The following is a 23,922-nucleotide window of genomic DNA, read 5'->3' on the forward strand; positions in this document are numbered from 1 at the left end:
CGCCGGCCTCAACTTCGTCGCCTGGGGCGTGGCGCATGGCGTCGTGCTCGCCATCGGCGTTCTATGGCGCCGCGCCGGGCTGCCGATGCCGAAGCTGCTCGGCTGGGTGCTGACCTTCGTCTTCGTCGCCTTCTGTTGGGTGCTGTTCCGCGCCACCTCCTTCGACGCGGCGCTCGCCGTCTACAAGGGCATGCTCGGCCTGGGCCCGGTCGGCACCGGCTTCAAATGGCGCGCCTTCGTGCCCGCGATCGCCGTCGCGATGATCGGCCCAACCGCCTGGGCGGCAGTGCACAAGGCGACCCCGGCACGCTGGCTCGCGGTCCTCACCGCCATCCTCTTCGTACTGATCCTGTTCAAGATCGGCNNNNGCGCTGGGGCGGCTTCGTCCGGACCTTCCTGCTGGCCTCGGCGGGTGTCGCGGCGGCCTTGCTGGCGCTCGGTCTCCTGGTCGACCCCTACGACAGCGGGCGCTCACCTTTCGCGCTCAAGACCGGCGTGAGGCCGCAGGGCCCGCGCACCGCTGCCGCCAGCCGCGGCCGCGATCCGGCCTTCGCCGGCGCGGTCTTCGGCAACTCGCATGTCCAGCTGATTTCGCCGGAGCAGTTGACGCAGCAAACCGGCATCCCCTTCGTCTCGCTGATCGCCCCCGCCACCGGCCCGCGCGAGACTCTCGTCCTGCTCGACTGGTTCCTGCGCAATCGCAAGGAGCCGGCCAAGGCGCTGGTGATCGGCGTCGACGTGCGCTGGTGCTTTGCGGACCCGGAGCTGCCGGTCGACCGCCCCTTCCCGTTCTGGCTGTATGAGCGCTCGCACCTCGTCTATCTGCGCGGACTGCTGCGCTTCGATGCCATCGAGGAAAGCCTGCGTCGTCTGAGCTATCTCGCGACGCGCTCGCCGGAGCGCGCACGCCCCGACGGCTATTGGGATTATGAGGCCGGCTACGAGGCCCAGGGCTACGTTGCCGACCCGAAGCTTCGCAGCGAATTGCGCAAGCAGCTCGACATCAGCGGCGGCAACCTGACCGGGCAATTCCCGGCGGCCGTTGCGCTGCGCGAATTGCTGGAGCGTGCCGCCCCCGGCGTGCCGGTCGTGCTCGTGCGGCCGCCGAGCATCATTACGGGACTGCCGGTACCCGGCACATCCGGGGCGGATGCCGACTCCGCCTGCCGCGACACCTATGCCAGACTCGCCGCGGAGCGCCCGCGCACCGCTCTCGTCGACTGGCGCGTCGACCGGCCGGAGAATCACGAGCCGGACAACTACTTCGACCACACTCACTACCGCCGGAAAATCGCCGTGCCGCTCGCGGCCGACATTGCCGCAGCCATCGTCGGATTGCGCTGATTTTCCAGCCCTTTGCCAGCTTGTTCACGGCTGCGCGAAAGCGATTGTTCCTTATGTGACCAATCGCTATAAGGACGCCAAATCGGCGGCCTCGACACGGCAAAGCCGGCGGGGCCTTCGAACGCTCATGCAGAAGGCCTGCCATGTCGAAGCAGATCAGTCTTGCCCCTGACTACAAGCCCTCCGATAGCGAGCCGTTCATGAATGAGCGGCAGCGGGAGTATTTCCGCAACAAGCTGCTCGCCTGGAAGGAGGAGATCCTCAAGGAGGCCAAGGAAACCCTGGTCACCCTGCAGAGCGAGAGCGAGAATCATCCTGACATCGCCGACCGCGCCTCCTCGGAGACCGACCGTGCCATCGAGCTGCGCGCCCGTGATCGTCAGCGCAAGCTGATCTCCAAGATCGACTCCGCGCTTTCCCGCATCGAGGACGGCTCCTACGGCTTTTGCGAGGAGACCGGCGAGCCGATCTCGCTGAAGCGCCTGGAAGCCCGCCCGATCGCGACCCTCTCGCTCGAGGCCCAGGAGCGCCATGAGCGCAATGAGCGGGTCTTCAGGGACGATTGAGTCGAACGCGGATATCGCGCTTCATCCTAAAAAGGCCCCACAGCTCGCTGCGGGGCCTTTTGCGTGGAAGGCCGACCGGCCGATCAGGCAAGTTGGTCTGTGTTCTACCAAAACGTCTTCGCCAGCGCGTCGGCGTGCTTGGTGAGCAGACCGAGATCGGAGCCGACCGCGACGAAGCGGTAGCCCCATTCGATGTAGCGGCGCGCATCGGCCTCGGACGGGGTCAGGATGCCCGCCGGCTTGCCGAGTGCCGTCAGGCGGCTGGCCGCGCCCTTGATCGCGTCCTGGACCTCGGGATGACCGGGATTGCCGATATGGCCGAGCGAGGCGGACAGATCGGCCGGGCCGATGAAGACGCCGTCGACGCCATCGACCGAGGCGATCGCCTCCAGCTGGCTCAGGGCCTCGCCGGTCTCGACCTGCACGAGGACGCAGATCTCGGCATCGGCGCGCTTGAGATAATCCGGCACGCGGCCATAGCGGCTGCCACGCCCGCTCACAGTGATGCCGCGGATGCCGGCCGGCGGATAGCGGCAGGCGGCGACAGCCTTGGCGGCCTCCTCCGCGTTCTGGACGAAGGGTACGAGAACCGCCTGCGTGCCGATGTCGAGCAGGCGCTTCAGCAGCACCGGATCGTTCCAGGCCGGGCGCACGATCGGCGTCGCGGTGCCGGCCTGCATCGCCTGAAGCTGGGCGAGCACGGCCGGCGGCTCGTTCGGCGAATGCTCGGTGTCGACCAGGATCCAGTCGAAGCCGCTATGGCCGATGATCTCGGCGACGATCGGGCTGCACAGGCTGCTCCACAGCCCGATCTGAAGCTCGCCTCGGGCGAGCGCGGCCTTGAAGGCGTTGCGGGGCAGATCCATCGACGGCTCCTTCAGACGAACTGCACGGAGACGCTACCAAGCGGCCCGAAATCGGCGTGCAGTGTGTCGCCCTTGTTAGCCCAGACCGGCCGGGTGAAGGAACCCGACAGCATGAGGTCGCCCGGCTTCAGCGTGATGTCGAACGGCGCGAGCTTGTTGGCGAGCCAGGCGATCGCCATTGCCGGGTGGCCGAGCACGCCGGCGGCGAGCCCGGTCTCCTCGATCTCCGAGTTGCGGTAGAAGATCGCGCCGACCCAGCGCAGGTCGACATCCTCAGGCCGGACCGGCCGGCCACCGAGCACGATGCCGGCGGCTGCGCCGTTGTCGGCCACGGTGTCGAAGATCTTGCGCGGCTCGGTGACGCGCGCATCGATGATCTCGATCGAGGGCACGACATATTCGGTCGCCCTGAGCACGTCGATCAGCCCGACGCCCGGCCCCTTCAGCGGCTCCTTCAGGATGAAGGTCAGCTCCGGCTCGACGCGCGGCACGCAGAAATTCTCGAACTTCACCTTGGCGCCGTCATTCAGCAGGAGATCGTCGAAGAGATAGCCGTAATCGGGCTCGTCGATCTTCGAGGAGGCCTGCATCGCCCTCGAGGTCAGGCCGATCTTGTGACCGATGATGCGAGCGCCGGCCTTGACGCGCTCCTGCGCTACGGCCGAGGAGATCGCATAGGAGTCCTCGATTTTGATCTCGGGGAACATCTGCGAGGGGCGCTCGCCCTGCTTCTTGGTGCGGTGGCTCTCGAGCAAAGACCGCACCACCTGGGCGCGCTGGGCTTCAGTCAGCATGGCTTTTTGTCCTGTGTCGCGATGGCAGAGACCGCGGTCGCTGCGGGCGACCGCCGGATGTGGTGAAAAAGCGGAGGCCGTCAGAGCTTGACGCAGACGTTGCGCAGCTCGGTGTAGAACTCCATCGAGTGCACCCCGCCCTCGCGGCCGATGCCGGACTGCTTGGAGCCGCCGAACGGCGTGCGCAGGTCGCGCAGGAACCAGGAGTTCACCCAGGTGATGCCGACCTCGACCTCTGCCGCGACGCGATGGGCTCGCGTCAGGTTCTCGGTCCAGATCGAGGTCGCGAGGCCATAGGGGCTGTCGTTCGCCAGCGCGATGACGGCGTCCTCCTCGTCGAAGGGCACGATGTTGCAACAGGGGCCGAAGATCTCCTCGCGCATGACGGCCGAACCCTCGGAGAGGCCGGTCCAGATCGTCGGCTCGACGAAGGAGCCGGCGGCGTAAGGCGCCGGCAGCTCGGGCACGCCGCCGCCGGTGATGATCTCGGCGCCCTCAGCCTTCGCCTTGGCGTAGTAGGACAGCACCTTGTCGCGATGGACCTGGCTGATCAGCGGGCCAAGCGTGGTCGAGGCCTCGAACGGATTGCCCGGTGTCAACTTCTCAGCCGCCAGCTTCAGGCGCTGGGTGAACTGATCGAAAATCGGCCGCTCGACATAGACGCGCTCGGTGCCCAAGCAGACCTGGCCGCAATTGGCGAAGACCGCACGGCCGACGCCCTCGATCGCCTTGTCCATGTCGCAATCGGCGAAGACCAGCGAGGCGTTCTTGCCGCCGAGCTCGAGCGAAACCGGCCGGACGCCCTTTGCGGCAGCGCGCATGATCGCCTCGCCCGTCCGCGTCTCGCCGGTGAAGGTGATGCCGTCGACCTGCGGGTGGCTGGTCAGGTATTCGCCGGCGCTGTCCTCGCCGAAGCCGTGCACGACATTGTAGACGCCGGGCGGCACGCCCGCCTCGTTCATGATCTCGCCGAGCATGGTCGCCGTCGTCGGCGTTTCCTCGGAGGGTTTGACCACGACGGTGTTGCCGCAGGCGAGCGCCGGCGCGACCTTCCAGGTCATCAGCAGCAGCGGCAGGTTCCACGGGCAGACCACGGCGATGACGCCGCGCGGGCCCCGGATCGCGTAGTTCAACGCGCCGGCGCCGTCAGGCGTCGCCATGCGGAAGGTCTCGGTCGAGAGCGTCAGCACTTGGTCGGCGAAGACGTTGAAGTTGGCGGCGCCGCGCGGAATATCGATATGCGAGGCGAGGCTCTTCGGCTTGCCGGTGTCGAGCACCTCGGCGGCGAGGAAATCGTCGAAGCGGGCCATGATGCCGTCGGCGACCTTGCGCAGGATGGCCGAGCGCTGTTGCTCGCTCATCCTGCCCCACGGGCCCTTGAGGGCACGCTTCGCGGCCTTGACCGCGTCGTCGATCGCGGCCGAGTCGGCCTCCGGCACGAGGTTGATCACTTCGCCGGTCGCCGGATGGCGGTTCTCGAAGCTGCGGCGGCCGGCCGGCACGAAGCGCCCGTCGATGAAATGCGACAGGCGGGCGGTCTCGGCACTGACAGCAGCGCCCTGATAGCGCGGAACGGCGCTGTTCATCATCTCACTCCCGGTTTGTTGTCGTTGTCGTCATGGGCGCATCATCGCGCCGCCATTCACGTCGAGGATGGCGCCCGAAACGAAGCTCGCGGCCGGAGAACAGAGGAAGGCGATCGGCCAGGCGATCTCCTCCGGCCGGGCAGCGCGGCCGAGTGGATGGCGCGCCAGCGCTGCCGAAAGATCGTGGACGCCGACCATCGCCGTGTCGGTGATCCCCGGCGCGACGCCGTTGACCAGCACGCCCTGCCCGCCGAAGCGGGCCGCGAGCCAGCGCACCAGCGTGTGCAGCCCACCCTTGGACGCGGCATAATGCGGGCCGACGCCCGGGAACGAGCCGCCGGTCGCCGCGACGATCGAGCCGACGAGGACGACCCGGCCGCCGCCGCGCGCGGCCATGGCGGGCACGAGTTCCCGCGCCAGGCGCATCGGCGCCATCAGATTGAGCGACAGGGTCGTCTCGGCGACCTCTTCCCAGCCACCCGCATCCCAATCGACGGGGCGATAGATGCCGGCACCAAGGACAGCTGCGTCGATCGCGCCGGCCTGCTCGGCCAGGCGCCGCGGCGCCTCGTCGTCGAGCAGGTCGATGATGACCTCACGGGCAGCGTCGGCTTGCGCGCCGAGCCCGGCGATCGTCGCGGCGCAGGAGATGCGGTCGCTGAGAACGAGTTTTGCGCCGAGGTTCGCCAGCACCTGCGCCGTCACTGCGCCGATGCCGCCGGCCGCACCGGTGACCAGGATGGTCTGGCCGCTCAAATCGAAGCCGCTCATGCCTTCCCTCCGGTGAAGCCATCGTCCTGCGCCAGCGCGGCCATCGCCTTGCGCACCTCTTGCGCCGTGCGGGCGAGGTGCAATTCGGTCATCCGGCAGGCGCGCAGTGCGTTGCGCTGCATGGTGGCGTCGTAGATGGCGCGGTGCTCGTCATGGACGTTGCGCCAGCCGCGCGAGACATTGAGCGAGACGCGGCGATAGCGCTCCGATTGCTGGTAGAGCAGGTCGCGCAGCTTGATCAGCATCGGCGATCCCGCGGCCGAGACGAGCGCGGCATGGAAGGCGCGGTTGCGCGCTTCCCAGGTTTCGAGCTGCTCCGGCGGCAGGGCGTCGCTGGTATGCGGCAGATGCTCTTCCACTGCCGCCAGCGCTTCGAACGCCGCCGTGACCTCGCGCTCCCACTCTGCATCGCCGTTGCGGATCGCGGCATTGAGCGCCTCGGTCTCGATCAGGGCGCGGACGCGCGAGACGTCGTCGAGCTCGTCGAGCGAAAGTGGCGCCACCCAGAAGCCGCGCTGCCCCTCCGAGACGACGAGCAGATCGCCCATCAGCCGGGCGAGCGCCTCGCGCAGCGGCGACATGCCGACCGCATAGTCTTGGGCCAGCCCTTCGAGCTTCAGCTTGCTGCCGGCCGCGAGGCGGCCGTTGACGATGTCGCCGCGCAATTGGCGGTAGGTCCGGTCGGCCAGGGTCTTGTCGGATGAGGACATTCCGAAGCGCGCAGCTCCTGTTGTCGATGCCCCTCTCTAGCATCAAATTTCGAAATTACAATCCTGAACGGAACACTCAATCGCCGCCGCATTCTCTTGTATCGCCGTAAAACAAAGAGATTAATCAAAGAGGCCACGAGTTCCGCGCGTCGCTTTCTGAAAAAATATCGAAATAAGATTGACAGCCCTGCATCGATCTTGTTGGATGCCGGTCGATCGGGCGGCACCAAGACCGCCCCGTTGGAGGACGTCCCATGACCGAGCGCTTTCCACTTTCCCGCCGCGACTTCATCGCCTCAGCGGGCGCCGCTGCTCTGACCAGCGCGATCGGCGCACCGGCCCTGGCGCAGACCGCCAACAAGCCGCTGAAGATCGGTATGGTGACCTCGCTGTCGGGGCCGTTCACGGCGCTCGGTGAGAGCATGCGCGCCGGCATGCAGATGTTCCTGGCGGAGAATGGCGGCAAGCTCGCCGGCCGCGCCGTCGAATTGATCGTCGAGGATGATCAGGCCAAGCCCGACGAGGGCGTGCGCAAATTCCGCAAGCTGATCGGCCAGGACAATGTCGACATCGTCTCCGGCGTGATCTCATCGGCGGTGGCGCTCGCCGTCCGCGACGTCGTGACCGAAGCCAAGGCGCTGACCTTCATCTCCGCTGGCTCGGCCAATGATCTCGCCCGCAAGGCGGCGAGCCCCTTCGTCTTCCGGCCGACCAAGACCAACTGGATGCTCGGCCACACCGCCGGCCAGTGGGCCTTCGAGAAGCTCGGCAAGTCGGGCTGCCTGACCATCGCCGCCGATTACGCCGCCGGCCGCGAATCCGTCGGTGATTTCGTCGCCAGCTATCAACAGCAGGGCGGCAAGGTCGGCAAGCAGCTCTGGGCACCGCTCGGCACCACCGATTTCGGGCCGCTGCTGACGACGATCGCGGCCGAGAAGCCGGAGTTCATCTTTTCCTTCTTCGCCGGCTCTGACGCGGTGCGCTTCCTGCGCCAGATGCGCGAGTACCGGCTGCACGGCAAGATCAAGCTGATCGGCAGCGGCGCGCTGTTCGACCAGGAGGATGTGGTCTCTGCCGTCAAGGAAGCGGCGCTCGGCGGGCTCAACACCTGCAACCAGTCGCCGACGGCACCGAGCTCGGCAGCCTTCACCAAGGCTTATCAAGCGATCCGCAACGCCATGCCGGGCGAGATGGGCACGGCCGGCTACGTCACCGGCCAGGTGATCAAGGCCACCATCGAGCGCGTCCAGGGCGACCTCTCCAACAAGGATAAGGTCAAGGAAGCGCTGCTCGCCAAGGAGGTCGAGACGGTGTTCGGGCCGATGCCGTTCGACCCGCGCAACAACCAGGCGATCCTCGACATCTACGTCAACGAGATCAGGGAAGGCGCCGGCGGCATCCCGGTCAACCAGGTGATCCACACCTATAAGGGCGTGCGCGATCCGGGCCCGGTGGCCTGAGGCGAGGAAGGAACGGTTCCGTGGGTTTCTATGCCGTCCAGAGCCTGAACGCGCTGTCGTTCTCGATGCTCTTGCTGCTGACCGGGCTCGGCCTGTCGGTGGTGCTCAACCTGATGAACTTCGTCAACCTGACCCACGGCTCCTTCTTCCTGCTCGGCGCCTATGTCGGCGTCTACTGGCTGGCCTCGGGCGCGCCCTGGTGGCTCGCCTTCCCGGTCGCCTTCGTGGCGGCCGGCCTCGCCGGTTTCCTGCTCGAGCGCTTCCCGTTCCGGCAGTTCTATCAGCGTACCCATCTGATGCAGGTGCTGCTGACCTATGGCCTGTCGGTGATCTTCGCCGACCTGATGCGCTGGGGTTTCGGAGCACAGATCCTCTCGGCAGAGATCCCGGAAGCGTTGCGCGGCGTCGTCTTCATCATGGACATGCCGTTCCCGATCTACCGGCTCTTCATCATCGGCTTCGGCGCGGCGCTCGCCTTCGCGCTCTGGTTCGTGATCGACCGCACCATCTGGGGCGCGGTGGTCAGGGCCTGCGTCACCGATCGCGGCTTCGTCGAGACCCTCGGCCTCGACACGCGCCGGATCTTCACCGCGGTGCTGGTGATCTCGGCGGGTCTTGGCGGCATTTCCGGTGCGCTCGGCGCCGGCATCCTCTCGGCCTATCCCGGCCTCGACGAGGAGGTGCTGATCCTGGCGCTGATCGTGGTCGTCGCCGGCGGGCTCGGCACCTTCCGCGGCACGGTGCTGAGCGCCCTGCTGCTCGGCTTCGCCATGACCTTCTCCAAGGTCTGGGTGCCGGAATTCTCCAATGTCGTCGCCCTCGCCGTCATGGCCGCGCTGCTGGTGGCGCTGCCCGAAGGGCTGGTTGCCAGGAAGGTGAGGCAGGTATGAGCTCGATCGCCGACGGGACCGGCCGCGTGGAGACGCGCCCCGCCAGTGAGCGGCGCGGCCTGCCGCTGACCGCGAAGCTTGCCCTTCTTGCCCTCGCCGCTGCCATTCCCCTGCTGTTCGCCGGCGACTACCAGCTGCGCTTCCTCGCCGAGATCCTGATCATCGGCACCGCCGTGCTCAGCCTCGATTTGCTCGTCGGTTTCGGCGGGCTGGTCTCGCTCGGCCACGCCGTCTTCTTCGGCGGCGCGGCCTATGTCGCCGCGATCGCCTCGCAGGCGCTGGGCGCCGACATCGTCGTCATGCTGGCTGTCGGCATCGCGACCGGCATGGCGGCTGCGCTGCTGATGGGCATCGTGGTGATGCGCACCATCGCCCTGTTCTTCCTGATCCTCAGCCTGATCGTCGGGCAGATCGTCTGGGAGGTGGTGTTCCACTGGCGCGAGGTCACCGGCGGCGCCGACGGCCTGCGCGGTTTCCCGGTGCTGACGCTGCACACCGGCTTCGCCACGATCCCGCTCAACAACGGCGTTGCGCTCTATCTCGCCTCGGTCGTGCTGGCGCTCGCCGCCTATTACGCCGCCCGCTCCTTCGTCACGGCGCCGATCGGCCGGGCCCTGCTGGGCACGCGCGAACGCCAGCTCCGGATGAGCGCGCTCGGCTATTCGATCCCGCGCATCCGCCTGATGGCGCTGGTCGCCTCCGGCGGCATCGCCGGCGCCGCCGGCGCGCTCTACCCCTTCGTCAACCAGTATGTCGGCCCCAATGCCGTGCATTGGACGATGTCGGCGATGATGATCATCATGCTGGTGATCGGCGGCGTCGGCTCGCTCTATGGCGCCTTCATCGGCTCGGCGATCTATCTCGGTATCCAGACCTATGTCTCGTCCTACACCGATCGCTGGCAGCTGGTCGTCGGGCTCGTCTTCGTGCTGACCGTGATGATCATGCCGAAGGGCGTCGTCGCCGGCCTCAAGGCCGCGTTCGGACGGCGGAAGGATGCGGAGAGCCGGTCATGAGCGCGAACCCAGTGCCTGCTCTCGCGATCGAAGGCGTTGCCAAGTCCTTTGGCGGGCTGAAGGTGCTGAACGACGTCTCGGTCACGCTCGGCCAGGGCGAATGCCTCGGCCTGATCGGCCCCAACGGCGCCGGCAAGACAACGTTGTTCAACATCGTCACTGGCTTCCTCATCCCCGATCAGGGCCGGGTCGCCTTCGCCGGCGAGGACATCACCAGGGCCAGGCCCGACGTCCGCGTTCGCGCCGGACTGGTGCGCACCTTCCAGAAGAGCATGGCCTTCCCGGAACTCAGCGTCCGCGAGAACCTGGCACTGGCCGCCCGGTCGCGGGCGGGCGAAGGCTATGGCTGGTTCGGCAGCCGCAAGGCGGTCGCGGCAGCGGACGAGGCGGCGGACGCCTTGCTGACACGCGCCCAGCTGCGCGAGCGCGCCGAGCTGCTGGTCTCAGGCCTCTCCTATGGCGAGCAGCGCATCGTCGACGTCTTGGTCTCGCTGGCGATGCGTCCGCGCGTGCTCCTGCTCGACGAGCCGACCGCCGGTCTCTCGCGTGCCGAGGGCGAGCACCTGATCGAGGTCGTCCGCACGCTCGGCGAGGACCTCTCGACCATCCTGATCGCGCATGATCTCGATATCGTCTTCGGCGTCTGCGACCGCGTCGCCGTGCTCGATCTCGGCCGGCTGATCGCCTGCGATACGCCCGATGCGATCAAGGCGCATGAGGGCGCGCAGGCCGCCTATCTCGGCGCGTCGCTCGGGGAGGCCGCATGATGTCAGCACAAGCGCAGCAACAGCCGGTGGGCGCGACCTATTTCGACGTCGCCGGGCTCGATGCCGGCTATGACGGGGTGCGCGTCCTGCACGGCGTCGACTTCTCGTTGGCGCAGGGCGAGGCGGTGGCCCTGCTCGGCCGCAACGGCGCCGGCAAGAGCACGCTCTGCTCGGCCCTGTTCGGGCTCGAACCGCAGATCTCCGGCCGCATCGCGATCAAGGGCCAGGAGGTCGCCGGCTGGCCGGGGCACCGGATCGCCCGGCTCGGCGTCGCGCTCGTGCCGCAGGGGCGCGGCGTCTACGCCAATCTCACCGTCGACGAGAACCTGACCATGGCGGGTCTCTGGTCGCGCAAGCAGGCGAACCGGCGCTGGGTCAAGGAGCGCATCTACGAGGATTTCCCGCGCCTCGCCGAGCGCCGCTCCTTTTCCAGCGGCGCGCTCAGCGGCGGCGAGCGGCAATTGCTCGCGATCGCGCGCGCCTTGCTGACGCAGGCCGACCTGATCGTGCTCGACGAGCCGAGCGAAGGCCTCTCGCCACGGGCGATCGAGGAGGTCATCATCGGCACCGTCGGACGCCTGCGCGGCGAGGGCTATACCTTGCTGATCGCCGAGCAGAACCTCGCTATGGCGCTGAAGCTCGCCGAGCGGGCGCTGGTGCTCGACCATGGCCGCGTCGTCTTCGACGGGCCGTCAGGAACGCTATTGGCGGACAAGGATTTTCAGAGAGAGCATCTCGGGCTATGAGCGACGCGATCACGATCGAGCAATTGCGCTATGTCCGGCTCGGCACAGCCGACCTGAAGGGTGCGGCCGATTTCGCCTCGCGCATCCTCGGCCTGCAACTGGTCGACCGCACCGAGACGGCCGCCTATTTCCGCTCCGATTATCGCGACCACACGCTGGTCTATGTCGATGGACTCGACGCCGGCCAGGCGATCGGCTTCGAGGTGCGCGATCCCGATGCGCTGGTTCATGCCGAGCGCGTCTTGCAGGGCGCGGGCTTCACGGTGACGCGCGGCGATGCCGAAGCCTGCGCCGTCCGCAAGGTCCGGCAGTTCATCTCGTTCCGGATGGCGGCCGGCTACGACATCGAACTGGTAGTCAGGCCGCTGGAATCGGGCTGGCGCTATCACGGCCCACGCGATGCCGGCATCACCGGGCTGGAGGCGATCGCCTTGCGCGGCGCGCCCGACGCCTCCGACCAGCAGGTCTGGACCAAGCTGCTCGGCGGCAAGGTCAGCGACTGGGTCGGCGAAGCCGCCTATATCCGCTTCGACGAGGCGCATCATCGCATCGCCGTGCATCCCTCGCAGGAGAAGGGCGTCCTCTCCATCGAGTTCGGCGTCGAGGATGTCGATCTCGTCATGCAGAACGCATACCATCTGCGCGGCGCCCAGGCCCGCATCGTCGACGGCCCCGGCCGGCGCACCGCCTCGCAGCAGCTCTTCTTGAGCTTCGCCGGTCCGGACGGCGTCAACTTCTCCTATGTCGCCGAGGGCGAGCGCCTCGCCTCCCCTCGCCGCGCCCGGCAGTTCCCGCGCAAGCGCGAATCCTTCTGCGCCTGGGGCAGCGACACTCAGATTCCCGAATATCAGTGAAGCGTCTTCGCCGGCTTTGAACCGGCAGGAAGGAGCGACCATGATCAAGCTTGCCGATGTCTCCTATGTCCGGCTCGGGACCCGCGATCTCGAGGGCGCGACCCATTTCGCCACCGAATATCTCGGCCTCGACGTCGCCGAGCGCGCCAAGGGCTCGGTCTATTTCAAGTCGGACGAGCGCGAGCACACGCTCTGCTATTTCGAAGGTGACCCGGGCGACCAGGTCGTGTGTTTCGAGGTCGAGGAGCAACTCCACCTCGATGAAGCCGCGGCGCAGCTCGAAGCGCTCGGCCACCCGGTCCGGCGTGGAACCGCATCGGAGGCGGCGCTGCGCAAGGTCCATGATTTCATCGCCTTCCGCGACCCGACCGGCAATCCGATCGAGCTCGCCTGGCGGCCGGGCTATAGCGGGCGGCGCTATCACGGCGCGCGCGATGCCGGCATCACCGGCTTCAGCCATGTCGGGATCTGCTCCAGCGATCTCGCCCGCGACGAGGCCTTCTGGACCAAGGTCACCAATGCGCAGGTTTCCGACCGGATCGGCGACGCGCCGCTGCTGCGCATCGACGAGGTCCACCACACCATCGCACTGTTTCCCTCGCCCAAGCCCGGCATCCAGCACATCAACCATCAGGTCGAGACCGGCGACGACATCATGCGCTCGCACCAGTTCCTGAAGGACCGGCAGGTGCGCATGGTCTTCGGCCCCGGCCGGCACCCGACCTCCTCCGCCAAGTTCCTGTATTTCGAGGGGCCGGACGGCATGGTCTTCGAATATTCGAGCGGCGTGCGCGAGATCGCCGACGAGCTGCTCTGGCGCGAACGGCAGTACATGTTCGAGCCCAAGGGCTTCTGCAAATGGGGCGCCAAGCCCAACATCGCCGAATTCAACAAATGAGCATGACATCGCCGCGGCCGAGCGCCGCGCAGGAGGATCTGGTCCGGCAGGCCGGGCGCGCACTGGCGCGCCATGGCCTCGTCCACGCCTATGGCCATTGCACCTTGCGCCTCGACGAGGGCCATTTCCTGGTCTCGCCGGCAAAGCCGCTTGGGCTCGTCGCGGACGAGGATGCCTGCAGCGTCGTCCCGCTACACGGGCCGTTGCCTGACGGCGTGCTCGGCGAGGTCCGCATCCATCGCGAGATCTATCGCCGTCGGCCCGAAATCGGCGGCGTCGTGCGCTCCATGCCGCAGCGGGTGATGACGCTCGGCACGGCCCGGATCACGCCGCAGCCGCGGCATGGCTTCGGCAGCTATTTCGCGCCGCAGCCGCCGCTCTGGGACGATCCGCAATTGCTGCGCAATGACGAGCAGGCTGCGGCGCTCGCCGAGCAGATGGGCGCGGCCCGCGCCATCGTCATGCGCGGCAATGGCGCGGTGACGGCGGGCAAGAGCCTGGAAGAGGCCGTGGTGCTGACCTGGTATCTCGAGGATGCGGCGCGGATCGAGTTCGAGGCCCGGGCGGCGGGCATCGCCGAGAGCGGGGCCATCCTCGGCGAGGCGGAAGCGGCGCAGCGCGCCACATGGTCCGGCGCCATCCTCGACCGGATGTGGGCCTATCTGACGACGGCGCAGCGCTGAAGGCCGCCGGCACCAGCCGATATCGCAAAAAAGCAAAGCCCCGCGCGGGAGGGCGCGGGGCTTCTGGCCGCCAGCTTTGAATAGCTTGGGGAGCGTAAGCGGGCGGCCGGGAGGAAAGGCGGCTCGGGAGAGACCGCCGGCCGGCGCGAAGGCATGGAACGTGGGGAGCGTTGCCGTCGCGCCGGGAACCTGGGGATCGGAATTATCTTTCAGGCATGTCCTGTCTCGGAAAACCGGTTTCAACTTTTCCGGGACATGCCTCAGAACGGCAGCAGGATGTCCATCACCTGCTGGCCGTAGCGCGGCTGCTGCACATCGGTGATCTGGCCGCGGCCGCCATAGGCGATGCGGGCCTGGGCGATCTTGGCCGACTCGATCGTGTTGTCGGATTCGATGTCCTCGGGCCGGATCACGCCGGCGACGATCAGCTCGCGCACCTCGAAATTGACCCGGATTTCCTGCTTGCCCTCGATCACCAGATTGCCGTTCGGCAGGGTCTGGGTGACGGCGGCCGCAACATTGGTGGTTAGCTGTTCGGCCCGGCGGACGGAACCGGTGCCTTCGCTCGACGAATCCGAGTCGAGCTTCAGGAACGAGCTGGGATCGGCGTTCTTCTTCCACTTGCTCTCGGAACCGAAGAAATTCTCGGCCCCGAGATCCTCGCCGTTCTTGCGGCTGCGCTTGGTGGTGTTGTCGAGCTGGGCCCGGTCGGTGACCTTGACCTTGACGGTGACAAGATCGCCGACCTGGCGGGCGCGCTGGTCCTTGAAGAAGGCCCGCGAGCCGGTGCGCCAGAGCGAGTTCGGCGCGAAGGAGGCGTGCTCGATCGGTGGCATCGGCATCTGCACGGGCTTGTAGCCCTTGGCGGCGGTCGGATCCTCGATCGGCGAGAGCGCCGGCGCCTGGCCGACATTGGCGAGCCTGTCGGCGGCGCCGCAAGCGCCCAGCATCAGGCCGAGGCCGAGGGTGGCGGGGATGGCGAATGGGTTGGTCCGGGTCATGGTAACGGTCCGCAACTGGAGCAATGGGGTCGTCTTCAGCGGGCAGCGGCGATCTGGCCGCCGCCCTGCGGGCTGACGTTGACGCGCCCGGGACCGGTGACGGTTCCCTGCAGCACGCGCTTCGACTGGGGATTGGTGACCGAGATGACGTCGCCGATGGCGCCGGCCTCGTTGGCGCGACCACGCATGCTGATCGCGATGCCGCGCCCTTCGTAGAAGAGCGTGACGATGTCGCCGCGCCCGACGATCTCCTCGCGCTGGACGTCGCCGCTGCGCAGTACCGAGCCCGCCACCAGCATCCGCTTGGCGACCTTGCCGACTGCAGCTTTTGCCTCGCCGATCACGTCGTTGAACTGCGCATCGCGCGGCCGGCGCTCGATGGTGACGTCGGATGCCTTGAGCGTCTCGCCACGTGCGATCGTGCGCAGCGACACCACGGCCTCCGTCGTCTCGACCAGCTGGCCCGAGACACGCACCGGCTTCAGCCGGGTCGCAGCGCTGCCCGGCATGGTCAGGCGGCCGGTGACGCGGCGGGTGCGCGTATCGTAGTTCAGGTCGAGCGCCGCGAGATCGCCGGTCAGTTCCGGCTCGACCACCACGGAGGGCGCGCCGCCGTCGAGCAGCAGCGCGAAGGCGCGCCCGTCGAAGCCGAAGCGTTCGAGCAGGGCCGATTTCACCGCGGCCTCGACGTCGATGCCGGTGATCCGGCGCGCCGCGCGGGTCACCACCACCTGGGCGACGCCTTGGCCGTCGAGGTCCTGCGCGTCGCGCAGCAGGCCCTGCTTGACCGCCGCCTCGACGATGCGGCTGACCTGGATGGTCCCGGTCTCGCCAAGCGCCGGCGCGCGGAAGGCCGGCAGCGCCGCATCCTGCGGCGACAGGCCGACGATCAGGTCGCCGAAGCCGACGATGTCGCGCGACAGCGTGAGGTCGGACTTCAGCTTGAGCTTGCTGGTTGTCGCCGGCGCGGAAGCGGGCGCACGTTCGCCGGCCGGAACCACCGCCTCTGCAAATGACAAGGCGGGAATCGCGCTCATGGTCGCGATCAGGAGAATGGAGCGGATCATCTGGCTCATCCCTCGTCAGCGCATGATCTGCGTGGTCGACTGCATCATCTGGTCGGCCGCCGAGATCACCTTGGAGTTCATCTCGTAGGCGCGCTGTGCCGCGATCAACGACGAGAGCTCGGTGACCGCCTGGACGTTGCCTTCTTCCAGGTAGTTCTGCTGCAGCGTGCCGAAACCTTCCTCGCCGCCGAGGCCGTCGATCGCCGGGCCGGAGCCCGCCGTCTCGATGAACAGGTTGTCGCCGATCGATTCGAGGCCAACCTTGTTGATGAAGCGGGTGAGCTGGATCTGGCCGAGCTGCTGCGGAGCGGTCTGGCCGGGAAGATTGACCTCGACCGTGCCCTGCGCGTTGATGTTGACGCCCGTCGCATTGTTCGGGACGGTGATGCCTGGCTGGACCTGGTAGCCGTCGCGCGTCACCAGCCGGCCCTGGCTATCGAGGTCGAAGGAGCCGTCACGCGAATAGGCGGTGCGGCCGTCCGGCATCTGGATGCGGAAGAAGCCCTCGCCGCGGACGGCGACGTCGTACTGCTTCTCCGTCGGCGTCAGGTTGCCCTGGCTCATCACCCGGCCGGTCGAGGCGGTCTTGACGCCCGAGCCGATGAAGGTGCCGGCCGGCACCTGCGTGTTCTGGTCCGAGGTCTGCGTGCCGGCGCGGCGGACATGCTCGTAGAGCAGGTCCTGGAAATGGATGCGCTGGCGCTTGTAGCCGGTGGTGCGGACGTTCGCGATGTTGTTCGAGATGACCTGGACGTTGAGTTCCTGGGCCATCATGCCGGTGGCGGCGGTGTAAAGCGCGCGCATGGATCTGCTCCTTCCGCGTCAGGCTTGCTGATCGGCCAGGCGGGTGATCGCCTTGGCGCGCAGTTCATCGGTCTTGCCCATCATCGCCGAGAGGCTCTGATAGGCGCGCTGGACTTCGACGAGGCGGGTCATCTCGACCACGGCCTTGACGTTGGAGCGCTCGATCGCCCCGGTCTCGAGCCGCGCCTGCGGGCCCGCGGCCTGTGCAGCAGTGGTCGAGGAGAACAGGTTGGCGCCGTCGCTGGCGAGGGCGCGGGGATTGTCGAAGCGGACGATGCGCAGCTTGCCGCGCTGGCCCTGGTCGGACGTGACCGTGCCGTCGGTGGCGATGCGCGGGTTGCTCTCGGTCGAGCCGAACACGATCGGGCCGCCATCGCCCATGACCGGCTGGCCGGCCTGGGTCACGAGCTGGCCGCGGCCATTGATGTCGAGCGAGCCGGCGCGGGTGTAGCGCTCGCCCTGCGGGGTCTGGACGACCAGATAGTTCTCGCCCTGCAGCGCGACGTCGAGCGGGTTGCCGGTGCGCTCGATCATGCCGAGCGACAGGTCGATCGGCGTGCCCTTGTCGATGACATAGGAGAGCCGCCGATCCTGCGTCTGGAACGTGTCGGCCCGCGCCGTCGGCGAGACGTACTCGGCAAAGCGGGCCGAACGAGCCTTGAAGCCGTTCGTGCCGACATTGGCGACATTGTTGGCGATAACGTCGAGCTCACGCGCCAGAGCCATCTGGCGCGACAGGCTGACGAGAAGCGCGTTTTCCACGGCTCCTGCTCCCGATCTGTCCCGTGGCCGCCCCGACGCTCCCCAGCGCGGTGGCCACACCAATCGGGTGGCAAGCGGCGTGCCAACATGGTTAATCCAGACAAATTATTGATATCATTGAATATCGATCTGAAGACCGCCTTCACCACTGCTGGATCGAACCCGCCGGCATGGCAGAAACGGCCCGGCAAAAATTGCCGTCCTTAACGAGCCGTTAACTGTAATTGGGCAGGGTCTGGGACAGAGAGACGGGCCGGGGCGGCGCCCGTCCCGGGCGGGCGGGCCGAGATGGCGAAGAAGGCGAACAAGGACGACGAAGCTGCCGAGGGCGGCGCTGAGGCGGCGCCGAAATCCGGCAAGAAGAAGCTCGTCATGATCGGCGGCGCGGCAGCGCTCGTCGCCGTGCTCGGTGGCGGCTGGTTCTTCTTCATGAAGACGAAGCCCGTCGAGGAGGTGACGGCCGAGCAGGCGGCCGCGGCTGCCAAGAAGCTGATCACCTTTGTCGAGATGAAGGACATGATGATCGGCATCTCCGCCGGTCCGCAGCAGGACCGCCAGCCGATCGTGAAGATCAAGGTCGCGCTCGAGATCGCCGATCCCAAGACCGCAGACCAGGTCAAGCCGCTGCTGCCGCGCGTCGAGGACGCCTTCCAGGTCTTCATGCGCGAATTGCGCCCCTCCGACCTCGACGGCTCGGCCGGGATGTACCGCCTGAAGGAAGAGTTGCTGCGCCGGGTCAACGTCACCGTCTACCCGGCCAAGGTCGACGCCGTCCTCTTCAAGGAACTGCTGCTGCAATAGCAGCAGCCCGATCGCTCAAAGCAGACCATCATGGCCAACGACGATCTCGAAGCCCAGGACAAGGACAAGCTCCCGCTGACGCCGGAAGGCATGGCGGCCGAATGGGCCACCATGTCCGACATCGTCTCGGAGGACGGTAGCGAGCAGGAAGCCAATGTCGATCGCCTGATGAATCAGGAAGAGATCGACACCATGCTCGGCTTCTCCATCGGAGATGACGGCAAGGGCGGGCGCAACGGCATCCAGGCGATCGTCGATTCCGGCTCGGTCACCTATGAACGCCTGCCGATGCTCGAAATCATCTTCGAGCGCCTGGTCCGGCTCCTTTCCACCAGCCTGCGCAACCTGTTCAGCGACAATGTCGAGGTGACACTGGAGAGCATCCGTTCGGTCCGATTCGGCGACTACATCAACTCGATCTCGCTGCCGGCGATGCTCGCCGTGTTCAAGGCCGAGGAATGGGATAATTTCGGCCTCGTCACCATCGAGTCCGCCCTCACCTATTCGGTGCTCGACACCATGCTCGGCGGCAAGCGCGGCCAGACGGCCGGGCGCGTCGACGGGCGCCCCTTCACCTCGATCGAGATGAGCCTGCTGCGCCGCGTCATCGGCGTCGTACTCGGCGATGCCGAGGCCGCCTTCAGGCCGCTTTCGCCGGTGAATTTCAAGATCGACCGGATCGAGTCCAATCCGCGCTTCGTCTCGATCTCGCGGCCCGCCAACGCCGCGATCCGCGTCGAGCTGCGCTTCGACATGGAAGGCCGCGGCGGCTCGCTCCATCTGCTCCTGCCCTACGCCACCATCGAGCCGATCCGTGAATTGCTCCTCGAGAGCTTCATGGGTGAGAAGCTCGGGCGCGATCCGATCTGGGAGAACCACCTCGCCACCGAGGTCTGGCAGGCGGACGTCGCCGTGAAATGCGTGCTGCACGAATGCACCATGCCGCTGAAGCGGGTGATGAAGCTCGAGATCGGCGACACGCTGATGTTCGACGCCCGCCCCGATTCGGTCGCCTCGCTGCGCTGCGGCGAGTTCATCGTCAGCGAGGGCCGGATCGGCCGCGTCGACGACAAGATCGCCGTCCAGGTCGTGAGCCCGCTGCGGCGCTCGAAGACGACCATGGCTGCCTTCGACACCAGCCATCTCACTTCGGCGTCCTGACCAGGGAGACCCGCCCCATGACCATCACCCTGATCGCCGACGCCTTGGTGGGTTGCCTGCTGGTCGCCACCATCATCACCTGCTTCGTGCTCTCCAAGCGCATCGAGCGGCTGAAAGCCGACGAGAGCGCCATGCGCCAGACCATCGGGGCCCTGATCTCCGCCACCGACACGGCCGAGCGCGCCATCGCCGGGCTGAAGCTGACGCTCGGCGATTGCGACCGCACCCTCGCCGAACGCCTGCAGACCGCCGAGCGCTATGCCGCCGACCTCGCCCAGCAGATCGAGGCCGGCCAGACGGTGATGGAGCGCATCGGCCAGATCGTCAGCGCCGCAAGCATGGTCGCGGCCAAGCCCGAGCCCACGCCGGAGAAGCCCGCCCTCTCGCGCATGGCGAGCGCCGCCGATGCCGCCGCCGCGATCCGCGCCCGCGCCGCCCGCCGGCTCGAAGGCCAGGCTGCGTGATCCAGACGCCCCGCCTCATCCCGGCAGTCATCCTCGGCGCCATGGGTCTCCTGGTGCTGAAGCTGCTTGCCTGGTCGGCGGAGCCCAGCCCGGGCAAGATCCCCGCCAGCCCCCAAGTGTTCAACGTGAAGCCGGAGAAGGAGGTCTGGGGCCTCGCCAAGATCATCGCCAAGGCCCACCAGCCCGACGTCTTCATGGATCCCGAGACGACCGGCACTATCGACCCGCCGAAACCGAAGCTCCCGCCCGAGGAACAGGCCAAGCGCGATGCCGCCCCGAACAACAAGGCCGGCCTGATGAACGGTACCGTCCAGCCGGTGTCGCCGGCTGAGAAGGCGCTGCTCGAACGCCTCGGCCAGCGGCGCGATGAGATCGAGGCCCGCATGCGCGAGCTCGACATGCGCGAGAAATTGCTCGACTCGGCCGAGAAGAAGCTCGGCGGTCGCGTCGACGATCTCAAGGCGCTCGAAGAGAAGGTCGATGGGCCGCGCAAGCAGGAGGCGGACGCCAATCAGGCGGTCAAGAACCTCGTGATCATGTACGAGACAATGAAGCCGAAGGACGCCGCCCGCGTCTTCGACCGGCTGGCGCTCGACATCCTCGTCCCAGTCGTCCAGCAGATGAGCCCGCGCAAGATGTCGGATGTGCTCGCCGCCATGTCGCCCGAGGCGGCCGAGCGTCTCACCGTCGCGCTGTCGGTGCGCGGCCGCCCCGCCGTCGCCACTGAGCGCGCCCCGGCGCCGATGCCTGCCGGCAACGAGCTGCCGGCGATCGAGCCCGCCCCCCGGCGCTAAGCCCGCCGCTGGTCACTGCTGAACGCTGATGCCGCTTTCCTTGATGATCGTCGCATAGGTCGCGACGTAGCGGTCGATCACCTTCTCGAACTCGGCGCCAGGGCGCGCCAGCACGGTGAAGCTCAAGGCTTGCAGGCGCTCGCGCACGTCCGGGCGCGCCAGGGCCTTGAGCCAGGCGCGCTCCAGCGCCTCGCGGGCCGGCGCCGGCGTATCGCGCCGCACCATGATGCCGAACCAGCTGTCGGACAGAAGGTCGGGCAGGCCCAGCTCGGCGAAGGTCGGGACATTGGGTAATTCCCGCACCCGCTGCTCGGCCGTCACCGCGAGCGCGGTGAGCTTGCCCTCCTCGATCGGCTGGACGACATCAGGCAGGTTGCTGAGCGCGAAATCGATCCGGCCGGCGTAGAGGTCGACGAAGAGCTGCGCGGTGCCGTTATAGGGCGCATGCACAGCCTTGCCGCCGGCCAGCCGCAGGAAATGCTCGGCCCCCAGATGCGGTGAGGTGCCGATCCCGGGCGAGCCATAGGTCATCGAGCCGCCGCTCTCGCGCAGGCGCTTGAGAAAGCCCGCCCAGTCTGTCTTCAGCGATGGCGCAGCGACGAGGACGTGAGGCACCACCGTCGCCTGCACCACCGGGACGAAAGCGCGCTGCCAGTCCGCGGTCCGTGTCCGCAGCGTGATGTTCGCCGCGAAGCTGTTGGCGATCATCAGCATGGTGTGCCCGTCGGGTGGCGACTTCAGCGTCTCGGCCCCGGCGATGACGGTCGCGGCGCCGGCGATGTTCTCGACCACGACGCTCTGGCCGAGCGTATCCTTGAGGCTCTCCTGCGCCAGCCGCGCCACCGGGTCCATCGATGTGCCCGCCGTGAACGGCAGGATCAATCGCACGGGCCGTTCCGGCTTCCACGCCGTTTGCGCCCTGGCCAGCGTCGGCAGGGTGAGCCCCGCCAGAAGAAGCGCACGTCGATCAAGCAACATCGAATCCTCCAGGGGAAAATGGTGTGAAACTGCGTCCTCGTGGCCTCGACGGGACGTTCTGATCCCGGCGGTCATCTGCTGGCGAAAGCTCGGGATACCCGACAGCAATGGTCGCGAGGCGCTCGCGGCAGCGCGCTCCGCGCGCCGCACCGTTCGATTTCCGGCAACACACCGGAGCGTCCGAAAGGGGTCAGGCCCGCGCCTCGATCACGATCTCTCGCGGCAGGCCCCTCACATCCATTTCGTAGTCGAGGACGGCCACCGGAGGCCGCGAGAAGTGCCAGGTCACGGCGCGGCCAAGGCTGGTGATCGGCAGGAGGACGTCCGCCAGGAGCGGATGGATGTCGCGAACCGTGTAGATGTTCGCGACCGTGGCATCCCCCCAGCCATAGCCGAGTCCCGCCAGGCGGTGCTCCATCTCGCCCATCACCCACTCTGCCTTGGCGCGCACGCCGTCGGGCGAGGCATCGCCCGGCCGGATCGTTCCCTGCGCGTAGCCGGCGCCGCCTTCGGGCGCCTCGCCGCTGCCCGCCACCACGAAGCTTACACGGGCCGCGTCATCGGGAACGGTATAGCTGAAGGCATGCAGCGACACGGCGTCCGGCTTGCCGATCTCGGGACAGATATTCGTCCGCGCGACGGGGTTCACCTGCCCCTGCAGGACACCCCATTGGTCGAGACGTGCGGCATAGAGCCGGTTGAAGGCATCGAACCCGCCTTCCGAGAACGGCTCGGGCGAACGCAGTTCGCAGGCGCAGAGCGCGGCCAGCGGCCGGCCGGCCTGCTTCAGATGCGCCTCGATCAGCTGAAGGCCGCGATCCAGCGGGACCGGGTTGACCAGCTGCGCGCGCTCGATCCGGAAGCCCGGCTCAGCCGCGACCCCGCCTGAGTACTGGTAGACGGCCGGGATGAACCTGTAGCTGCCGTCCTGACTGGTTCGGGTGGAGTACATCTGATCGCTTCCTCGCCTGGTTTTCCTAGTCGTAGAGGGCGGGCCCGCCGATCAGCCAGCACGGATTCGCGGAGAGTTCGTTGCCGATCCGGCAACACTCCCCTACTGTCCGAAGCTCTTGCCTCGGCCTCTGCCCCCTGCCATGTCGCTCGCCCGCTACCGCTATTTCGCCCTCGTCGCCGATCACGGCTCGGTCCGTGAGGCGGCGGATACGCTGCGCGTCGCGCCATCGGCGATCAGCCGCCAGATCGCCAGCCTGGAGGAAGAATACGGCACCGCCCTGTTCGAGCGCCGGGCGCGCGGCATGCGGCTGACCACGGCCGGGGCGGCCGTGCTGGAGACGGCGCGCATCATCCTCGACAGCGTCCAGACCGCGCGCTCGGCCATCGACGAGCTCCAGGGCATGAAGCGCGGGCATGTCCGCGCCTGGACGGTCGAAGGCGCGATGGACGATTTCGTCTATCCAGCGCTTGCCGAGTTCTCGGCTGCCCACCCTTCGGTGAGTTTCGACATCATGGTCGCGAGCTCCGACCAGCTGGTGCAGCGCCTGCTCGACGACGAGGCCGATGTGATCGTGGCCTTCAACCCGATCCTCCACCGCAGCGTCCTCTCGCTCGCCGAGATCGCCGATGCGCTGGTCCTCGCTGCCCATCCCGGCGATGCCGTCGCGCAGCGGCAGTCGGTCAGGATCGCGGAGATCGGCGAGATGCGCCTTGCCCTCCCCGACCGGACTTTCGGCCTGCGCCGCCTCGTCGACGACATGGTCGCGGCGACCGGGATCGAGCTCAAGCCGGCTTTGGTGACGAACTCGATCGAGTCGCTGCGCTCCTTCGCTCGGGCCGGCCTCGGCGTCAGCGTCCTGACCCGCTGCGCGACGCAGCGGGACGTTTCCGAAGGGCGTCTCGTCACGGTTCCGCTCCAGGGCCGCAACCTGCGCAAGGCCTGCCTCAAGATCTGCGTGCGCAAGGGGCGAACCTTGTCCCCGGCCGCACGAGCGCTGGCCCGACATCTCGCCCGAAGCGCCAGGGGTTATGCAGCCGGCCATACGTGAGGAGCGGGAGCAGGAAGGGGACGCAACTGCCTCCCAACAGTGCGCCCCCTTCCCTCGGGCGCGGGCCCGCCTCGTCTCGAGCGCCATGTGCTGCTGGCCCATTCCAAGACGAGTGAACGGGCTTTAGACGCTGATC

Annotated in this window: 25 protein-coding genes and 1 pseudogene; 15 read left to right on the forward strand and 11 right to left on the reverse strand. The window is 67.5% G+C overall.

Annotated features, from left to right (window positions below; all coding sequences use genetic code 11):
* Positions 1–364, forward strand: a pseudogene (locus ASE66_RS32450) (MBOAT family protein); the annotation flags it as partial.
* 1,123 nt (positions 365–1,487) lie between these two features.
* Positions 1,488–1,910, forward strand: coding sequence for an RNA polymerase-binding protein DksA (gene dksA, locus ASE66_RS06065; protein WP_057188724.1), 423 nt, complete (start codon positions 1,488–1,490; stop codon positions 1,908–1,910).
* 104 nt (positions 1,911–2,014) lie between these two features.
* On the opposite strand, the gene ASE66_RS06070 is transcribed toward dksA, so the two are convergent.
* The 5 genes from ASE66_RS06070 to ASE66_RS06090 form a co-directional block, all read right to left on the reverse strand.
* A complete protein-coding gene (locus ASE66_RS06070) occupies positions 2,015–2,776 on the reverse strand; it encodes an HpcH/HpaI aldolase family protein (protein WP_057188725.1) in 762 nt (253 codons plus the stop codon).
* Positions 2,777–2,787: 11 nt separating this feature from the next.
* A complete protein-coding gene (gene hpaH, locus ASE66_RS06075) occupies positions 2,788–3,570 on the reverse strand; it encodes a 2-oxo-hept-4-ene-1,7-dioate hydratase (protein ID WP_057188726.1) in 783 nt (260 codons plus the stop codon).
* 80 nt (positions 3,571–3,650) lie between these two features.
* The gene (locus ASE66_RS06080; protein ID WP_057188727.1) at positions 3,651–5,156 is read right to left on the reverse strand and encodes a 2-hydroxymuconic semialdehyde dehydrogenase; all 1,506 of its coding nucleotides are present in this window, start codon (positions 5,154–5,156) and stop codon (positions 3,651–3,653) included.
* Positions 5,157–5,186: 30 nt separating this feature from the next.
* Complete coding sequence (locus ASE66_RS06085; protein WP_057188728.1) at positions 5,187–5,927, reverse strand: SDR family NAD(P)-dependent oxidoreductase; 741 nt, start codon at positions 5,925–5,927, stop codon at positions 5,187–5,189.
* Positions 5,924–6,637: a GntR family transcriptional regulator gene (locus ASE66_RS06090; RefSeq protein ID WP_057188729.1), complete on the reverse strand. Its 714-nt coding sequence runs from the start codon at positions 6,635–6,637 to the stop codon at positions 5,924–5,926. The genes ASE66_RS06085 and ASE66_RS06090 overlap by 4 nt, the downstream gene beginning before the upstream one ends.
* A 254-nt stretch (positions 6,638–6,891) precedes the next feature.
* Here ASE66_RS06090 and ASE66_RS06095 point away from each other — a divergent pair, with 254 nt between their 5' ends.
* Genes ASE66_RS06095 through ASE66_RS06130 form a run of 8 tightly spaced genes read left to right on the forward strand, consistent with a single transcriptional unit; the run spans position 6,892 to position 13,951 of the window.
* Entirely contained in the window at positions 6,892–8,097 is a 1,206-nt protein-coding gene (locus tag ASE66_RS06095) for an ABC transporter substrate-binding protein (protein WP_082613246.1), read from the forward strand.
* Between the two features lie 20 nt (positions 8,098–8,117).
* A complete protein-coding gene (locus tag ASE66_RS06100; RefSeq protein ID WP_057188730.1) occupies positions 8,118–8,987 on the forward strand; it encodes a branched-chain amino acid ABC transporter permease in 870 nt (289 codons plus the stop codon).
* Positions 8,984–10,003 (forward strand): branched-chain amino acid ABC transporter permease, encoded by a 1,020-nt coding sequence (locus ASE66_RS06105; protein ID WP_057188731.1) that lies wholly within the window; start codon positions 8,984–8,986, stop codon positions 10,001–10,003. The genes ASE66_RS06100 and ASE66_RS06105 overlap by 4 nt, the downstream gene beginning before the upstream one ends.
* Positions 10,000–10,770, forward strand: a complete 771-nt coding sequence (locus tag ASE66_RS06110; RefSeq protein ID WP_057188732.1) for an ABC transporter ATP-binding protein — start codon at positions 10,000–10,002, stop codon at positions 10,768–10,770. Before ASE66_RS06105 ends, ASE66_RS06110 begins: the two co-directional genes overlap by 4 nt.
* Positions 10,770–11,516, forward strand: coding sequence for an ABC transporter ATP-binding protein (locus ASE66_RS06115; protein ID WP_057188733.1), 747 nt, complete (start codon positions 10,770–10,772; stop codon positions 11,514–11,516). Before ASE66_RS06110 ends, ASE66_RS06115 begins: the two co-directional genes overlap by 1 nt.
* A complete protein-coding gene (locus tag ASE66_RS06120; RefSeq protein ID WP_057188734.1) occupies positions 11,513–12,370 on the forward strand; it encodes a VOC family protein in 858 nt (285 codons plus the stop codon). Before ASE66_RS06115 ends, ASE66_RS06120 begins: the two co-directional genes overlap by 4 nt.
* Positions 12,371–12,410: 40 nt before the next feature.
* Positions 12,411–13,268, forward strand: coding sequence for a VOC family protein (locus ASE66_RS06125; RefSeq protein WP_057188735.1), 858 nt, complete (start codon positions 12,411–12,413; stop codon positions 13,266–13,268).
* Positions 13,265–13,951 (forward strand): class II aldolase/adducin family protein, encoded by a 687-nt coding sequence (locus ASE66_RS06130; protein ID WP_057188736.1) that lies wholly within the window; start codon positions 13,265–13,267, stop codon positions 13,949–13,951. Before ASE66_RS06125 ends, ASE66_RS06130 begins: the two co-directional genes overlap by 4 nt.
* Positions 13,952–14,211: 260 nt before the next feature.
* Here the strand turns inward: ASE66_RS06130 and flgH are convergent, their stop codons facing one another.
* The 4 genes from flgH to flgF are packed head-to-tail and all read right to left on the reverse strand — an operon-like array spanning position 14,212 to position 17,585.
* A complete protein-coding gene (flgH, locus tag ASE66_RS06135) occupies positions 14,212–14,976 on the reverse strand; it encodes a flagellar basal body L-ring protein FlgH (protein ID WP_413814249.1) in 765 nt (254 codons plus the stop codon).
* Positions 14,977–14,987: 11 nt separating this feature from the next.
* A complete protein-coding gene (flgA, locus tag ASE66_RS06140; protein ID WP_162262451.1) occupies positions 14,988–16,019 on the reverse strand; it encodes a flagellar basal body P-ring formation chaperone FlgA in 1,032 nt (343 codons plus the stop codon).
* 15 nt (positions 16,020–16,034) lie between these two features.
* A complete protein-coding gene (flgG, locus tag ASE66_RS06145; RefSeq protein ID WP_057188739.1) occupies positions 16,035–16,823 on the reverse strand; it encodes a flagellar basal-body rod protein FlgG in 789 nt (262 codons plus the stop codon).
* A gap of 18 nt (positions 16,824–16,841) precedes the next feature.
* Positions 16,842–17,585: a flagellar basal-body rod protein FlgF gene (gene flgF, locus ASE66_RS06150; RefSeq protein ID WP_057188740.1), complete on the reverse strand. Its 744-nt coding sequence runs from the start codon at positions 17,583–17,585 to the stop codon at positions 16,842–16,844.
* A 288-nt stretch (positions 17,586–17,873) separates the two neighbouring features.
* Here flgF and fliL point away from each other — a divergent pair, with 288 nt between their 5' ends.
* The 4 genes from fliL to ASE66_RS06170 are packed head-to-tail and all read left to right on the forward strand — an operon-like array spanning position 17,874 to position 20,805.
* On the forward strand, positions 17,874–18,386 hold the full coding sequence (gene fliL, locus ASE66_RS06155) for a flagellar basal body-associated protein FliL (protein ID WP_057188741.1): 513 nt from the start codon (positions 17,874–17,876) through the stop codon (positions 18,384–18,386).
* A gap of 30 nt (positions 18,387–18,416) precedes the next feature.
* Positions 18,417–19,547, forward strand: a complete 1,131-nt coding sequence (fliM, locus tag ASE66_RS06160) for a flagellar motor switch protein FliM (RefSeq protein ID WP_057188742.1) — start codon at positions 18,417–18,419, stop codon at positions 19,545–19,547.
* 17 nt (positions 19,548–19,564) lie between these two features.
* Positions 19,565–20,011 (forward strand): DUF6468 domain-containing protein, encoded by a 447-nt coding sequence (locus tag ASE66_RS06165; RefSeq protein ID WP_057188743.1) that lies wholly within the window; start codon positions 19,565–19,567, stop codon positions 20,009–20,011.
* On the forward strand, positions 20,008–20,805 hold the full coding sequence (locus ASE66_RS06170; RefSeq protein ID WP_057188744.1) for a MotE family protein: 798 nt from the start codon (positions 20,008–20,010) through the stop codon (positions 20,803–20,805). Before ASE66_RS06165 ends, ASE66_RS06170 begins: the two co-directional genes overlap by 4 nt.
* A 12-nt stretch (positions 20,806–20,817) precedes the next feature.
* On the opposite strand, the gene ASE66_RS06175 is transcribed toward ASE66_RS06170, so the two are convergent.
* Positions 20,818–21,783 carry a Bug family tripartite tricarboxylate transporter substrate binding protein gene (locus tag ASE66_RS06175; protein WP_162262452.1) on the reverse strand — a complete coding sequence of 322 codons (966 nt, stop codon included), beginning with the start codon at positions 21,781–21,783 and terminating at the stop codon, positions 20,818–20,820.
* A 190-nt stretch (positions 21,784–21,973) separates the two neighbouring features.
* Positions 21,974–22,735 (reverse strand): hypothetical protein, encoded by a 762-nt coding sequence (locus ASE66_RS06180; RefSeq protein WP_057188746.1) that lies wholly within the window; start codon positions 22,733–22,735, stop codon positions 21,974–21,976.
* A 142-nt stretch (positions 22,736–22,877) separates the two neighbouring features.
* Between ASE66_RS06180 and ASE66_RS06185 the strand changes: the two genes are divergently transcribed.
* Positions 22,878–23,786, forward strand: a complete 909-nt coding sequence (locus ASE66_RS06185; protein ID WP_057188747.1) for a LysR family transcriptional regulator — start codon at positions 22,878–22,880, stop codon at positions 23,784–23,786.
* The last annotated feature ends 136 nt before the right edge of the window (positions 23,787–23,922 follow it).

Origin of the sequence: Allobosea sp. Root483D1 (genome assembly GCF_001429505.1) — a bacterium.
Lineage (GTDB): Bacteria > Pseudomonadota > Alphaproteobacteria > Rhizobiales > Beijerinckiaceae > Allobosea.

What these genes read in the sequence shown, in the direction of transcription:
- dksA (WP_057188724.1), top strand. Translation starts at nt 1,488, where the DNA reads ATGTCGAAGCAGATCAGTCTTGCCCCTGACTACAAGCCCTCCGATAGC.
- ASE66_RS06070 (WP_057188725.1), bottom strand. Translation starts at nt 2,776, where the DNA reads ATGGATCTGCCCCGCAACGCCTTCAAGGCCGCGCTCGCCCGAGGCGAG.
- hpaH (WP_057188726.1), bottom strand. Translation starts at nt 3,570, where the DNA reads ATGCTGACTGAAGCCCAGCGCGCCCAGGTGGTGCGGTCTTTGCTCGAG.
- ASE66_RS06080 (WP_057188727.1), bottom strand. Translation starts at nt 5,156, where the DNA reads ATGAACAGCGCCGTTCCGCGCTATCAGGGCGCTGCTGTCAGTGCCGAG.
- ASE66_RS06085 (WP_057188728.1), bottom strand. Translation starts at nt 5,927, where the DNA reads ATGAGCGGCTTCGATTTGAGCGGCCAGACCATCCTGGTCACCGGTGCG.
- ASE66_RS06090 (WP_057188729.1), bottom strand. Translation starts at nt 6,637, where the DNA reads ATGTCCTCATCCGACAAGACCCTGGCCGACCGGACCTACCGCCAATTG.
- ASE66_RS06095 (WP_082613246.1), top strand. Translation starts at nt 6,892, where the DNA reads ATGACCGAGCGCTTTCCACTTTCCCGCCGCGACTTCATCGCCTCAGCG.
- ASE66_RS06105 (WP_057188731.1), top strand. Translation starts at nt 8,984, where the DNA reads ATGAGCTCGATCGCCGACGGGACCGGCCGCGTGGAGACGCGCCCCGCC.
- ASE66_RS06110 (WP_057188732.1), top strand. Translation starts at nt 10,000, where the DNA reads ATGAGCGCGAACCCAGTGCCTGCTCTCGCGATCGAAGGCGTTGCCAAG.
- ASE66_RS06115 (WP_057188733.1), top strand. Translation starts at nt 10,770, where the DNA reads ATGTCAGCACAAGCGCAGCAACAGCCGGTGGGCGCGACCTATTTCGAC.
- ASE66_RS06120 (WP_057188734.1), top strand. Translation starts at nt 11,513, where the DNA reads ATGAGCGACGCGATCACGATCGAGCAATTGCGCTATGTCCGGCTCGGC.
- ASE66_RS06125 (WP_057188735.1), top strand. Translation starts at nt 12,411, where the DNA reads ATGATCAAGCTTGCCGATGTCTCCTATGTCCGGCTCGGGACCCGCGAT.
- ASE66_RS06130 (WP_057188736.1), top strand. Translation starts at nt 13,265, where the DNA reads ATGAGCATGACATCGCCGCGGCCGAGCGCCGCGCAGGAGGATCTGGTC.
- flgA (WP_162262451.1), bottom strand. Translation starts at nt 16,019, where the DNA reads ATGATCCGCTCCATTCTCCTGATCGCGACCATGAGCGCGATTCCCGCC.
- flgG (WP_057188739.1), bottom strand. Translation starts at nt 16,823, where the DNA reads ATGCGCGCGCTTTACACCGCCGCCACCGGCATGATGGCCCAGGAACTC.
- fliL (WP_057188741.1), top strand. Translation starts at nt 17,874, where the DNA reads ATGGCGAAGAAGGCGAACAAGGACGACGAAGCTGCCGAGGGCGGCGCT.
- fliM (WP_057188742.1), top strand. Translation starts at nt 18,417, where the DNA reads ATGGCCAACGACGATCTCGAAGCCCAGGACAAGGACAAGCTCCCGCTG.
- ASE66_RS06165 (WP_057188743.1), top strand. Translation starts at nt 19,565, where the DNA reads ATGACCATCACCCTGATCGCCGACGCCTTGGTGGGTTGCCTGCTGGTC.
- ASE66_RS06175 (WP_162262452.1), bottom strand. Translation starts at nt 21,783, where the DNA reads ATGTTGCTTGATCGACGTGCGCTTCTTCTGGCGGGGCTCACCCTGCCG.
- ASE66_RS06180 (WP_057188746.1), bottom strand. Translation starts at nt 22,735, where the DNA reads ATGTACTCCACCCGAACCAGTCAGGACGGCAGCTACAGGTTCATCCCG.
- ASE66_RS06185 (WP_057188747.1), top strand. Translation starts at nt 22,878, where the DNA reads ATGTCGCTCGCCCGCTACCGCTATTTCGCCCTCGTCGCCGATCACGGC.